Annotated in this window: 8 protein-coding genes; 2 read left to right on the plus strand and 6 right to left on the minus strand. The window is 71.3% G+C overall.

Annotated features, from left to right (window positions below; genetic code table 11):
- Positions 1 to 320: 320 nt before the first annotated feature.
- The 3 genes from AB0881_RS04370 to AB0881_RS04380 are packed head-to-tail and all read right to left on the minus strand — an operon-like array spanning position 321 to position 3,188.
- The gene (locus AB0881_RS04370; RefSeq protein WP_366614103.1) at positions 321 to 1,385 is read right to left on the minus strand and encodes a hypothetical protein; all 1,065 of its coding nucleotides are present in this window, start codon (positions 1,383 to 1,385) and stop codon (positions 321 to 323) included.
- The gene (locus AB0881_RS04375) at positions 1,270 to 1,842 is read right to left on the minus strand and encodes a C-terminal helicase domain-containing protein (protein ID WP_366614325.1); all 573 of its coding nucleotides are present in this window, start codon (positions 1,840 to 1,842) and stop codon (positions 1,270 to 1,272) included. The genes AB0881_RS04370 and AB0881_RS04375 overlap by 116 nt, the downstream gene beginning before the upstream one ends.
- A complete protein-coding gene (locus AB0881_RS04380) occupies positions 1,803 to 3,188 on the minus strand; it encodes an MFS transporter (RefSeq protein WP_366614105.1) in 1,386 nt (461 codons plus the stop codon). Before AB0881_RS04380 ends, AB0881_RS04375 begins: the two co-directional genes overlap by 40 nt.
- Positions 3,189 to 3,281: 93 nt before the next feature.
- Here AB0881_RS04380 and AB0881_RS04385 point away from each other — a divergent pair, with 93 nt between their 5' ends.
- Positions 3,282 to 4,115, plus strand: a complete 834-nt coding sequence (locus AB0881_RS04385; RefSeq protein WP_366614107.1) for an AraC family transcriptional regulator — start codon at positions 3,282 to 3,284, stop codon at positions 4,113 to 4,115.
- Here AB0881_RS04385 and AB0881_RS04390 read toward each other — a convergent pair.
- The 3 genes from AB0881_RS04390 to AB0881_RS04400 all read right to left on the minus strand — a co-directional run bounded on the left by AB0881_RS04390 (position 4,112) and on the right by AB0881_RS04400 (position 7,761).
- Entirely contained in the window at positions 4,112 to 5,131 is a 1,020-nt protein-coding gene (locus tag AB0881_RS04390; RefSeq protein ID WP_366614109.1) for a hypothetical protein, read from the minus strand. The genes AB0881_RS04385 and AB0881_RS04390 overlap by 4 nt on opposite strands.
- Before the next feature lie 542 nt (positions 5,132 to 5,673).
- Positions 5,674 to 6,669: an aldo/keto reductase gene (locus tag AB0881_RS04395; RefSeq protein WP_366614110.1), complete on the minus strand. Its 996-nt coding sequence runs from the start codon at positions 6,667 to 6,669 to the stop codon at positions 5,674 to 5,676.
- 213 nt (positions 6,670 to 6,882) lie between these two features.
- On the minus strand, positions 6,883 to 7,761 hold the full coding sequence (locus AB0881_RS04400) for an aminoglycoside phosphotransferase family protein (protein ID WP_366614112.1): 879 nt from the start codon (positions 7,759 to 7,761) through the stop codon (positions 6,883 to 6,885).
- A 1,036-nt stretch (positions 7,762 to 8,797) separates the two neighbouring features.
- Here AB0881_RS04400 and AB0881_RS04405 point away from each other — a divergent pair.
- Entirely contained in the window at positions 8,798 to 12,208 is a 3,411-nt protein-coding gene (locus AB0881_RS04405) for a DUF4132 domain-containing protein (RefSeq protein WP_366614113.1), read from the plus strand.
- The last annotated feature ends 135 nt before the right edge of the window (positions 12,209 to 12,343 follow it).

Here is a 12,343-nt window from a genome sequence, read left to right on the forward strand (position 1 = left end):
TTCTTGGCATTCGTGGCAGTTGCTTCTTCTGTCCCTACTGCGGCTTGGAGTGATCACTGGCTGCAGGCGGAGCCCTGCCGGGCCCCTTCATTGCATCGAGCAGCGCCTCGTCGCGCTGAGCGTCCCCATGGGTCCTGTGAGGTGTAGATGTCAGCGATGACGAGTTCGACGAGTTCGAGTGCTGTGTACCGACTTCATCCGGTCCGGGTGGGGGCATCTGGTGGGGAAGGCCTGACCGGTAGCGATGCCCCCCGATATCAGGGCCTGATAGAGCAGGGCGGTGTCGTACAGCGCGCAGTGGTCGTCGAACTGGATGGCGATCAGCCCTTCAGGTTGATGGGGCCGTAGCCGACCTTGCGGGCGTGGCGCTGGAGGGTCTCCTCGGTGAGGGGCGAGGGGAGTTCGAGCTGGCTGGACACGCGTTCCAGGAACACTGTGAGCTGGTCACGAGTGCGGCGGGTTGCGGAGTCGTCGCACCACAGCTGGAGGACGTGGCTGCGGGGAGCGACGTACGCGCCGAGCATGCTCAGGGAGAACGTGTTCTTCGAGCGGCGCTCCTTGTCGGTGTACCGGGACGGGGACAGGTTAAGCCGGGGGCTGTCATGGTCCTGCCACACGATCGCGTCTGGGGTGATGTCGCGCTGGCGCATCCAGCGGAATGCCTGGTCGACGCTCGAAACTTCGAGGTTCAGTAGCTCGTCGGGCAGGTCGTAGTCGCCACGGTCGGGACGCCGGGCCAGGTCGTCGACGGCGCCCGGTTGGAAGGGTCCGCCGTGTTGGAGCAGGCGGAAGGTGCGCTGGGCGTGGGCGGCGTCACGGTCGAGGATGCGGACGCCGGGCGCGTAGTGGGCCGTGCGTAGCGGGCCGCAGCGGACGCCGTCGAAGAAGATCCGGAGCTTCTCGCGCTTCTCGACGTAGCGGCGGTCGTCGCGGACCGCCCGGAAGCCGCGTGGTGTTAGGGCCAGACTGCCGCCGTTCGCCTGGACGTGACCGATGCCGTGCAGGAACTGTAGGACCCGGTCAACCATGCGCTCGGAGACGCCCAGGAACGCGGCGACCTCCGGGGCGGTGGTGAAGCGCGCGTCGGCGATGGCCAGGTCGACGTACCGGTCGAGCAGGTCGAACGGGCCGCGTTCCTCGATCGTGGCGTCCAGCTCGGCGGCGTGCAGGGGGAACGCGAGGGAGTGGACGCGGAGGGGCCGGACGCCGGGAGGCTCGCCGCGTGTTCCAACGCGCGGGTCTGGGCGTAAAGCGGGCCGTCGTTCCTGCTCACGTGTCCTCCCCGAGAGTGCCCATGACGTCGCGGTAAGCGCGGAGGTCTCTGCGTCGCCGGATGTGCTCGTGCAAGTTGTCGACCATGCCGCGGAAGAGCGGGTCGCCCGCATTGAGCAGCGTGCTGAGATCACCGATGAGGATCAGCCGCTGCCGGGCGCGGGAGAACGCCACGTTCGAGCGGCGGACCTCCCTCAGAAACCCGATGTGACCGGAGGGGGTGCTGACCGTGAAGCCGAAGATGATCGTGTCGTGTTCGCCGCCCTGGAACGAGTCGACAGTGGCGACGCGACGGGCGATCACGTCCTCGTCGCCGATCTCCCCCGCCAGCAGTTCGGAGACCAGCCCGATCTGCGCGGAGTAGGGGAGGATCACCGCCCAGTCGCCGGAACGCGCGTGGTAACGGGCGGCGAGCCGGGCCGCCAGTTCGGCCTCCCGGTCGTTGAGCCAGCTCCGCTGCGGCCAGGGTTCGCCTGGTCTCGGTCTCCTGCCGCGGCGTTCTTTCTGGGGCAGCGCCGAGGTGTCATGCCTTAAGAGGATCGTTGCGAAGGGGGGACGCGGGCGGCGCAGGTGGCTCCCAGTGTGAGGAGGACGGCCACCGCGAGGGTGGCGCGCAGCAGGCCGCCGGCGGACGTGGGGGCCGCGAAGTAGACGCTGCCGAGCCCGGCGACGGCGGTCACCCCGGCGAGCATCGGGCCGGTGGAGTTGAGCGCCGACATCGACGCGGCGAGCCGCGGTTCCACCAGGGACGCGATCCGCGCGATCAGCGGGTTGTACCCGGCGGCGTGCCCGGCCCCGGCGACCAGCAGCAGCGGCGCGGAACCGTACGCGCTCCACCGCGCGCGGAAGAGGAGCACCAGTGTGGTCGCCGCGACGGCGAACACGATCGGCCCCGCCACCGGCAGGGCGTCGCGCAGGCGGCGCGGGTAGCGGGTCCAGGTCAGGCTGAGCGCGGCGAAGCCGAGGGTGTACGGAACGAACGCCAGCCCCGCCTGGAGCGCGGAGAACCCCAGCGCGGACTGCATGTGCAGGGTCAGGACCAGGAGAAGGACCGTGTAGCAGCCCATCACGATCCAGCAGGCCGCCAGTCCCGGTTTCACCCCGCCGGGCCGCAGCACAGCCGGGTCCAGCAGCGGGTCACGGGCCCGCGTCTCGTAGCGGGCGAACGCCAGGAGCAGCACGGCGCCGGACGCGAGCGACAGCAGCGCCCACCCGGGCCTGCCGAACTCCCGCCCGAATATCAGCGGAAGCGTGAACGCGGTCATCGCCACGGTCAGGATCACCACCCCGAGCGGATCGAGGCGCGCGTTCCCGCCTGTCCGGACGTCCGGCAGGACCCGCGGGCCCAGCGCCAGGAGGACCGCGCCGATCGGGAGGTTGACCAGGAAGACCGGCCGCCAGGAGAGGCCGAAGAGGTCGGCGCTGACCAGGACGCCCCCGACCACCTGCCCCAGCGCGACGCCGAGGGCGAGCACCATGCCGTAGAGCCCGATCGCCCGCCTGCGCGCGTCCCCGCCGAAGTGGAGCTGGATGAGCGCGAAGACCTGGGGCGTCATCAGCGCCGCCCCGACGGCCTGGGCGACGCGCGCGGCCACCAGCGCGGGCACGTTCGGGGCCAGCCCGCACAGCAGCGACGCCCCGGTGAACCAGCCCAGCCCCACCAGGAAGGCGCGCCGCTGCCCGACGACGTCGCCGATCCGGGCGCAGGTGACCAGCAGCACACCGGTCGTCAGCAGGTAGCCCGACACGATCAGCTGGACCGCCGCGCCGCCGGCGTGCAGGTCCTCGCGGATGGCCTGCGCGGACACCGAGACGATGGAACCGTCCATGGACGCCATGACCTGCCCCGTGAGCAGGACCGCCAGCATCGCGCCACGGCGGGCGGCCGGCGGCGCCGGCGGATTCGAGGTGAGCATGCCCCGAGCATCCGCCGGGCGGGCCCGCCGGGTCTTGAAGGAATATGCGGACGCGACGCCGAAGATGCCGGGAACGCCGCTTAAGGTCGGATCATGCGCACCATCGGCGGGGTGGTCGAGACGCCGTACTTCACAGTCCGCGCCGTCGAGTGCGCCGACGACCGCGCCCACTGGTCCGCGCCGGAGACGTCGTCCGGTGCCGAGATCGTGCTCGTACGGCGGGGCCTGTTCCGGCTGGACTCGCAGGGGCACCGGGTGACGGCCGACCCCACCACGGGCTACATACAGCGCCCCGGGGAGGAGACGCGCTTCGCCCATCCGGCGGGTGGGGACGCGTGCACCTCCGTCACGTTCACCAGCGACGCCCTGACGGACGTGATCGACGCCGTCCGCTCCCCGGCCGTACGCGTGGACGCGCGGCTCGAACTGGCCCACCGGGCGCTCCTGCGCGCCCTCCCGGACCCGGCGTTCGCCGCCGCCGAGGCCGTCGCCGCCCTCCTGCGGCTGGCCCTGCGCGAACGGCCGGACGCCGGGCCGGCGCCGGGACGCGAGGACCTGGCCGCCCTGGCCCGCGAGGCCATCCTCGCCGGAGGCCCGGAGAGCGCGGGCCTGGTGGAGCTGGCCCAGGCCCTGGAGGTCTCCCCGTCCCATCTGAGCCGTACGTTCCGCCACCACGTGGGCGTACCGGTGAGCCGCTACCGCAACCGGGTGCGCGTCAGCCACGCGCTGGAACGGATCGAGCAGGGGGAGACCGACCTCGCCTCGCTGGCCGCCGACCTCGGCTTCAGCGACCAGGCCCACCTCACGCGCGTGATGCGCGACGAGCTCGGCCGCACACCCGGCCGGGTCCGCGCTCTCCTGTCCGGCGGTGGTGCCTGGGGACCGGCCGATCCGGCGACAACGCGCCGGCGCGATGATCGACCCTAGCGCAGTGCCGCGAACCAGCGCGCGACGAGAGCGGTTCCGGCCAGGTTGGAGCCCAGGTGGCGCGAGCCCTCGTAGGTCGCCTCGCCCACGTCCACCACGGGCACGTCCCTGCCGGACGCGGCGAACGCGGCGTGGCAGTGGTCGGTGTTGGCGGTCACGGCCTCCTCATCGCCGCTGATCTTGTAGAGACGCATCGGAACGCGCGGGACCCACCCGGTGCAGACCTCGTCCTGCCGCAGCGCCTCCGCGAACCGCCCCTGCGGGTTGCGCAGCATCTCCAGCCCGTCCTCGGTGAGCAGTTCGTCCAGTGTGTCGGGCAGGCCTTCGACGACGTCCTGGGCGGGGGTGGTGCCGTCGAAGAATCCCTCGACGCGCGCGTCGTAGGGGGCCTCGAAGATCTCTGAGGGGTCGTCGTACAGACCGTGGATCCGGTTCCAGGACGTCAGCAGGTACGAGGAGTAGACGACGGCCGCCTTAGGGTTGATCTGAGGGGGCTCTTCCTGGCTCACCAGTGCCGGCAGTTCGGCCCCTCGGAAGTCGTAGGCACCGGAGATCGGGGCGATCGCGCGCAGCCGGAACCAGCCATCGTCCTGGAGCACCCTGGCCAGCCCGAGCGCCGCCGACGCCCCCTGGGAGAAGCCCGTGACCATGACGTCCCGTTCCAGGGTCCTCCCGTGCCGCGGGACGAACCGGCGGGCCGCGCGCAACAGGTCGAGCGAGGCGGTCGTCTCCGACGGGACGTGCTTCCACGGGGGCGCGCCGGGTCCCACGCCCATGCCTAGGTAGTCGGGGGCGACGGCGGCGAAGCCTCCGGCGGCGAATGTGGCCGCGGGCGCCCCGGTCCACACGTTCCCCAACATGGACGGAGCCTCGGCCTTGTTGATGTTCGTGCCGTGGCCGTAGGAGACGGTGGCCAGGCGCCGCTCACCGTTGCGGGGCAGGACGAGCAGGCCGCTGGCGGTGGTCGGCCGGTCGCGCACGTCGACCGTGCGGTAGACGACCCGGTAAGCGTCCACGCCATAGCGGACCGTACCGGTGTCGAAACCGTCGCTTGCCAACCATTCCCGCAATTGCCCGGCAGTGAAGCCGCGCAAATGGACCGACGAGACGAACTGCCCCCTCCAGGAGGCCGGCTGAGCCTGAGCGGGAGATTTTCCGTCCTGCTTCGGGGCGGCGCGCACCGGCGCGGCCGAGACGGTCAGGCCCGCGGCGATGGCCGAAGCCGCGACACCCACGGCGATAGGGGAAAGGAAGCGATTCATGGCGGAGTTCCTCTGGATCGATGAACGCGAACACCGTCCAGATATCTGCGGGGCCCACCGGACGGACATCGCCAATGCTGCTGATCTTCAGGATCAACCCCAGGAGTGAGGACCGGCACCGTTCAATCGACCGGCAAGGGGAGGCGTGTGCGTATGGCGGCCCCCTCGCACATGCTCCGGTGCGGGACTCCTCGTGGCCGTCCGCGCCATCCGCAACCCGGGCGTGCGCACCGCGTGGGTGGGCGCGGGATTCAAGAACGCGGTCGCCGACCACGGTGCCGTGCGGGGTCAGCCCTTCACTGCGTGGTCGCGGTCGGGGCGCGCTCGTCCAGCAGGTTCTCCGCGCGCAGGTCGGACCAAACCTGCGCCGGGATCTGCGCGCCGAACGCGGCGACGTCGCTTCCTACCTCGTCCGTGCTGCGCATGCCCACCACGATGCCGGCGATGACGGGGTGCAGCAGCGGGAAGGCCATGGCCACCTGTGGAACGGTCACTCTGTGAGCCTCGCAGATGTCGGCGATCCGGTGCACCCGCCGCAGCATCTCCGGCGCGGCGGGGGCATAGTCGAAGCGGGCGCCGGGCGCGGGTCGGCCGGTCGCCAACAGGCCGGAGTTGAAGACAGAGGCCGCCAGGACCGCGACCCCACGCTCGGCGCAGGCGGGCAACAGGTCCTCCAGGGCGCTGTGGTTCAGCAGCGTATAGCGGCCGGAGAGCATCACCACGTCCACATCGGTCTCCCGCACCAGGCGGGCCAGCTTGCCCGAGTGGTACATGCCCGCGCCGATCGCGCCGACTACGCCCTCGGCGCGCAACTCGGCCAGCGCCGGGTAGCCCTCGCGCAGCGCGGCCTCGAAGTGCTCCTCGGCATCGTGCAGAAACAGCACATCGATCCGGTCGACGCCGATGCGGGCGAGGGAGTCCTCGAGGCTGCGCCGGATGCCGTCCCGGGAGAAGTCCCACACCCGGCGGTGGGTAGCCGGAACGGCGAACCCTTCGTCCAGGTCCATGCGTCCGCCCGGATCCTGAGGCACCAGCAGTCGGCCGACCTTCGTCGACAGCGTGAACTGCGACCGCGGCTTTCCGCGCAGCAGGTCACCGATGCGGCGTTCGGAGTGGCCGATGCCGTAGTGCGGCGAGGTATCGAAGTAGCGGATCCCCGCATCCCAGGCCGAAGCCAGCGCCTGTGCCGCGGTGGCATCGTCCAGCGGGGCGAACAGGCCGCCCAGCGGGCCGCCTCCGAATCCGAGCTCCGTGACGTCGACCGTGGTCCGGCCGAGCTTGTGGGTACGCATACGGCGATTCCCCTTCGTAAGTTTCCTGACTCCTCGCTAGGCCGTCCAACGCCGCACACCTTGCCCGCGGCGGCCGGCGGTCGCGGTTCTGGATGGTCCGCCGGTAGCCCTGGGCCGGCTCGGGCACCTCGACGGTCGGGCTGCTGCAGAAGGTTCCGGCGCCCCGACAGTGCCGAACCGCCCCATCGGCATAAGGAAGGAGGACACCCAGGCCTATTGGGCAGGGCAATACGGGGCAAGGACCTCCCGGAGGACGTGGCGGGCGTTGGCGGAAATGACCGGGTTAGTGTCCCGGTAGTACGGAAGCTGGACGAGGGCCATGGACAGGGCCCAACCGCGGCCGCGCGTCCAGGTCGCGTCGTCGACGTCCACGGCGTCTCGGAACACGTCCCTGGCCATGGCCGGCAGCAGGTTCCATGCGGGGATCAGGTCGCAGGCGGGGTCCCCGACCCCGAGAGTGCCGAAATCCAGGACCGCGACGAGCCTGCCTCGGACGACGAGCAGGTTGCTGGGCATGAGGTCGGAGTGCAGCCAGCAGGGCCGTGCGGTCCATGGCGGCGCGGCGAGCGCATCCTGCCAAGCGGCCGTGGCCGCGTCGGCATCGAACGGCTCGTCGGTGTGGCGCAACTCCTCGATCGCGGTGCGCGTCTCCGCGTCGACGGTCGCCAGGGGTCCTCCTCGGGCGGCACCCGGCCCGCCCTCGATGCCGACCCCGCGCATGGCCTTGACGAACTCCGCCAGATCACGTGCCAAGAGTTCGGGCTCGGTGAGACGACCCTCGATCGGGTTCTCGCCTGGGATCCACTGATGGATGGACCACCTCCACGGATAACCCTCGGCGGGTTCGCCCGTCGCGGCCACGGTCGGGATCGTGACGGGAAGCGCGGGTGCGATCTTGGGCAGCCACCGTGCCTCGCGCTGCAGAGGCTCGACACCTCCCTCGGTGAGGGGGAGCCGGACGGTCAACGCATCACCGAGCCGATAGATCGCATTGACGGTGCCGCCGGAGGAAAGCCGTTCGACCGGCAGGTCCGCCCACTGCGGGAACTGCCCACGAACCAGCCGCTCGACAAGACCTGCCTCGATGTCCACCTCATCACCGTGCATCCGGACCACCCGCAAAGGTGATCGCTCGGGCGCCATCCCCGTCAACTCGTTTAGCCGGCCGACTCATGGACTCCGGTTCACCCTTGCACCTACCTAATGGGAGCTATCGGAGCGGCTGATCAGGCAGACTCGGCGGCTGCTAGCCGCCGGTGAGTGAGTCGTCCGCCCACCGGGAGATCTTGAATCCCGCGGTCAGAATGTGCCCTCACGGGTCTATCCCCGAGTTGTGGCGCAAGGTGCTGAACTCATATGGCGAGACCGAGTAGTTGTACTGCGTGGTGGGGATGGTCGCGGTAGTGGTCGCAGGCGGCTGCGGGGTTGGTCCTGCCCATGGAGTGCTGGAGGGCGATGGCCAGGTTGCGGAGGCTGGCCATGGCTCGGGGTGCGGTGCCGTGCGGATGTGAGAGGCGTCTTCGGCGTAAGTGACGTCGCGGATGTGGTGCAGGGCTTCCAGTTGCCAGTGGCCGCGGACGCGGGCGGCCAGGTCGGCGGGGGTGGCGCGTTCGGCGGTCAGGCCGGTGATTGCGTGGACGGTGGTGATGGTGGTCTTGCCGGTTCCGGTGTCGGTGCGCCGCCGTTCGATCTGAATGGCTTGGGCGGCGTGTGGGAAACAGCAGGCCGGTGCCGGTGCAGACCTTCAGGCGGCGGATCTCGTCGAGGCCGTGACCGTGGTCGCGGGTGCGCGTCCCCAGCGGCACATCCCGCCAGGGCAGGCGCTTGACCTGCTGGTTCAGGTGCTTGGAGTTGCCTTTGACGATCACGATGTAGTCGGCGTTGCGACCGCGACAACAGCTTCACCGCAACATTCGATGCGGTGTTCACCTCGATCGGCGCTCGGGTCATCGTGACGCCGGTACGCGCTCCGCAAGCCAACGCAATCGCCGAACGCCGGGTCGGCAGCGCCCGCCGCGAGTACACCGACCGGCTCCTGATCGCCGGCGAACGCCACCTGCACTGCGTACTCTTCAACTGGTACCGCTGGGCCCGTTTTCGTCGGCCCGATCCCTTACGGTGCTCATCCATGACCGATGTGTTGCCTCTGGGCGAGGACATCCTGCACATTCCCGACGACTGGCATGCGCAGTTGGAGCCGCGCCGCGGCGGCCTGGCGGTTTCGCCGCCCGAGGTCGACGCGAAGGCGGTGGAGGAGGTCCGCGCGCTGCTCGTCGACCGGCGCGACCACATCGATGCCATGCTCGGCTCCGGGCACTGCGACCCTGGGTTGGCCGGGGCGGTGCGCGACTTCCTGGCGGGGCGGGACACCGTGACCGGGGCCGCCGCGGTCGCGGTGATCACGCGCCTCGGCGGCCGAGCAGACCACTACCACCGTGTGGCGCACGCCTGGACGGCCGAGCACGACCCGGCGTGGCCGGCCGCCGCTTTCGTGGCGAGCGGCGAGATCATCTGCAAGCCTCGGGTGTGGGGGCCCGCGGCCAAGGGGATCCCGCTCGCCGAGCGGTACGAGTTGCGGTACGCCACCGCTGCCGACGGCCTGGCGGAGTGGAGCACGTGGTCGGCGGCCGGTCCGCTTCTGCGCCGGTGGCTCGCCGCTGCGGACGAGGAGACCCACCGGTTCGCCGAGCGGCGGCTCGGGGCGCTGCGCACCGGAACGCGCAGCCGCCTGGCCGCCGCGTACCTGCTGCCCGACCGCACCGACTGGGTGGACGAGTCCTGCCGTGACCTCGGGACGGGGCAGCACCACAGTGAGGTCCGGCACATGCTGCTGGCGTCCCTGGGCACGGTGGAACAAGCCGGCCGTGTCAGCTTCGACAACCTCGGGAGCAGACGGGACGTCTCTCTGCTGGCCACCTTGCTCGACGGGGTCGGGCCGGGCATCGCACCCATCTTGGCGCGGGCCCTCGACGAAGACCCGCACGGCCGCCGGGGCCGCGACTACACCGGCGCCCGGCACGAACTTCTCGAAGCCCTGGCCCGCATCCCCACCGACGAGGCGCTGACCCTGCTGCTGGACCGGCTGGAGGAGGCGCACGTGCGGCCCGCCGTCCGGGCCGCGCTGGAACGGTTCCCCGTTCGCGGGCTACGGGTGCTGGCGGCCCGTGCCCAGGGCGGCTCGCGGAGGGCGGTCCAGGCCGCCGAACTGCTGGGCGCGTTCGCCGCCGCCGACCCCGGGCGCACCCGGTCCGCGCTCGCCCGGCTGACGGAGGAGACGCGGAACGCGGTCGAAGCCATCGCGGGTGGCTCCGTGGCCGAGGCGACGGAGGAGATGCTGCCGCGCATCCTGGTGGCGCCGCCGTGGGCCGAGGCGCCCCGCGGAAAGAAGGCGGCCAAGCCGTTCGTGCTCGCCGATCCTCCCGCACCGCCCGCCCCCGAGATGCACTGGACCGGCGAGGACCTGGCACGCATCGAGGAGTTCCAGAGCAAGTACCGGCCCTTGTACCCCAAGAGTGTTCCGGTGGACTGGAAGCGGGCGGTGCAGGACGTGGACCCGGACGCCAGCTACCGTGGGCCCGACGGCATGATGTGGGGCGGCCATCTGCTGATGGCGAGCCTGCTCATCGAGGGCCCCGTGGAGGTCGCCGGTGCGCTGCTCGCCCGGTGGGCCGACAGCGGCGACGCCGGGCACCCCGTGCTCTACCAGCCGCTCATTGTTCACCGGTACGGTCTGGCGGCGCTGCCCCACCTGCTTCGCCGACACGAGAAGGTGCGAGCCGAGGGCAGGGAACTGCTGCTGCCGTTCCTGTCCGCGGACGTGGCGCGCTTGATGGCGTTCTGGCTGGCGCACAGGGCGACCTGCCGTCCGATCGCCGAAGAGTGGTTCGCCCGGTACGGGATCCGGGCCGCCGCCCTGCTGCTGCCGGACGCGCTCGGCAAGCGCGGCCGCCGGCGCGCCGACGCCGAGCACGCGCTGGCACACCTGGCCGTTGGGGTGGGCTCCGGAAAGATCGTCAACGCCGCCCGAGAGCTGGGGGGCGACGCCGCCGGCGCGATCGCGGGCCTGCTGGCCGAGATCGCCGCCCGGTCTCCCGAGATGCCCGAGGCCGGTGCGTGGGCCGACCCCGCCGATCTGCCGCGGGTGCTCCTGAGCAACCGCGCGCACGTCCTGCCGCCCGGGGCGGTACGGCATCTGATCACCATGCTGGCCGCGTCATCGCTGGAGGAACCGCACCCCGGCCTCCCGGAGGTGCGCCAAGCGTGCGACGCCGCTTCCCTGGCGGAGTTCTCGATGGCGGTATTCGGCCAGTGGCTGCAGCACGGAGCGCCGGGGAAGGACCTGTGGGCACTGACCCAGCTCACCGCGTTCGACGGGGAGACCGCCACCCGCAGGCTGGCTCCGATCGTCGCGCGCTGGCCGCGGACGGGTGCTCCGAGGTGGGCGTCCACAGCCTTAGGCGTGCTCGCGACGATCGGCACCGACCGCGCCCTACTCATCCTGGACGGGGTGACCCGGCAGTCCCGGTACCCCTCGCTGCGCGATCAAGCCGGCCGGACGATCCGGGACGCCGCGCGGCGGAAGGGGCTGTCCACCGCGCAACTGGCCGACCGGCTCGTCCCCGACCTGGGGCTGGACGCCTCGGGGACTCTCACCCTCGACTACGGGCGGCGCTCGTTCACCGTCGGCTTCGACGAGCGGTTGCGTGCCGTGGTCACCGGCCCGGACGGCGAGCGCCGTGCGACGTTGCCCCGGCCAGGCGCCCGTGACGACGCCGAGCTGGCCCCGGCCGCGTACCGGCGGTTCTCTGAGCTGCGCCAGGACGTCCAGGCGATCGCGGCCGAGCAGCTGCGGCGCCTGGAGACGGCCATGCTCTCCCGGCGGTCGTGGAGCCTGGCCGACTTCCGGACCCTGCTGGTCGAGCACCCACTGATGGGCCACCTGGCGCGGCGCCTGCTCTGGCTGAGCCGGGAGGGCGGCGGAAGCCACACCCTGTTCCGGATCGCCGAGGACCGCACCTTCGCCGACCTCAAGGACGAGACCGTCGCTTTCCCCGGACACGCCACGGTGTTCATTCCTCACCCGGTCGAACTGCCGAAGCCCGTGGTCGAGGCTTGGGCCGAGGTGTTCGCCGACTACGAGTGCCTGCAACCCTTCCCGCAACTCGGCCGCGAGGTCCACCGACTCGACGACCAGGAGCACGCCACCGGGCGGCTGCCGCGCTTCGAAGGGCTGAGAGTGCCGACCGGGACGATCCTCGGACTCACCCGCCGGGACTGGCGGCGCGGCACCCCGCAAGATGGCGGTATGGTGCACGCCTTCTCCCGTCCCCTGAGCTCCTGCGATCTGGTGATCGAGCTGGATCCGGGAATCGCCGCCGGCACCGTCCAGACCTTTCCGGAGCAGACCCTGCGCCGGGTCTACCTCGACGACGGTACCGGCGAGCCGGCCGACGACCCGATCGACAACCAGACGTTCGACGCCGCCGACCCGGTGCTGGTCAGCGAGGCCCTCACCGACCTGATCGCCCTCGCCCGCTGACCGGCCCGCGCAGCCCGTCGACCGGGCCGCGCTGGTGCGGCCCTCAGCCAGACGCGGGCCCATTCGGACAGTTCTGATATCCGACTGCGGCCAACAGGGCCGGTTCGGGCACGTAGAGCCAGAGCCTTCACGGCT

It is taken from the genome of Spirillospora sp. NPDC029432, from assembly GCF_040703975.1.
GTDB lineage: Bacteria > Actinomycetota > Actinomycetes > Streptosporangiales > Streptosporangiaceae > Spirillospora.

What these genes read in the sequence shown, in the direction of transcription:
- AB0881_RS04370 (WP_366614103.1), bottom strand. Translation starts at nt 1,385, where the DNA reads ATGCGGGCGACCCGCTCTTCCGCGGCATGGTCGACAACTTGCACGAGC.
- AB0881_RS04380 (WP_366614105.1), bottom strand. Translation starts at nt 3,188, where the DNA reads ATGCTCACCTCGAATCCGCCGGCGCCGCCGGCCGCCCGCCGTGGCGCG.
- AB0881_RS04385 (WP_366614107.1), top strand. Translation starts at nt 3,282, where the DNA reads ATGCGCACCATCGGCGGGGTGGTCGAGACGCCGTACTTCACAGTCCGC.
- AB0881_RS04395 (WP_366614110.1), bottom strand. Translation starts at nt 6,669, where the DNA reads ATGCGTACCCACAAGCTCGGCCGGACCACGGTCGACGTCACGGAGCTC.
- AB0881_RS04405 (WP_366614113.1), top strand. Translation starts at nt 8,798, where the DNA reads ATGACCGATGTGTTGCCTCTGGGCGAGGACATCCTGCACATTCCCGAC.